The organism is uncultured Ferrimonas sp. (assembly GCF_947489035.1).
Classification (GTDB): Bacteria; Pseudomonadota; Gammaproteobacteria; order Enterobacterales; family Shewanellaceae; genus Ferrimonas.
This window is the reverse complement of record NZ_CANLCI010000081.1, coordinates 1-364: the sequence shown is the minus strand read 5'-3', so window position 1 is coordinate 364 and position 364 is coordinate 1. Positions and strand designations below refer to the sequence as shown.

Below are 364 nucleotides of genomic sequence, written 5' to 3'. Positions count from 1 at the left end.
CCCAGCGAAATCAGTGCTGATGACATTCTTCTGCGTGCCAAGGTTCGCGAACTGCACAGTGCTAGCAATGGCTCAGCTGGCGCTCGCTCCATCGCGATAATGGCCTCGAATCACGGCTTTAAGCTAAGCAGATATCGAGCGAGCAAATTAATGAAACAGCTTGGCCTGGTGAGTTGTCAGCTGCCTACGCACCGTTATGCCAAACAGACCCAAGAGCATATTGAGATCCCGAATCATCTCGATAGGCAATTTGCAGTAACGGCCCCCAATCAAGTTTGGGTAGGGGGTGTTACCCATGTGTGGGCTGGGAGTCGCTGGGCTTACCTAGCGGTTGTGATAGACCTCTTTGCGCGTAAACCTATCG

At 52.5% G+C, this 364-nt stretch carries 1 protein-coding gene; it reads left to right on the top strand.

Translation table 11 applies throughout. The features are described 5' to 3' along the window. Positions 1-364 (top strand): IS3 family transposase (locus Q0796_RS18180; protein WP_298445902.1); only part of this gene is annotated, 364 nt, incomplete at both ends.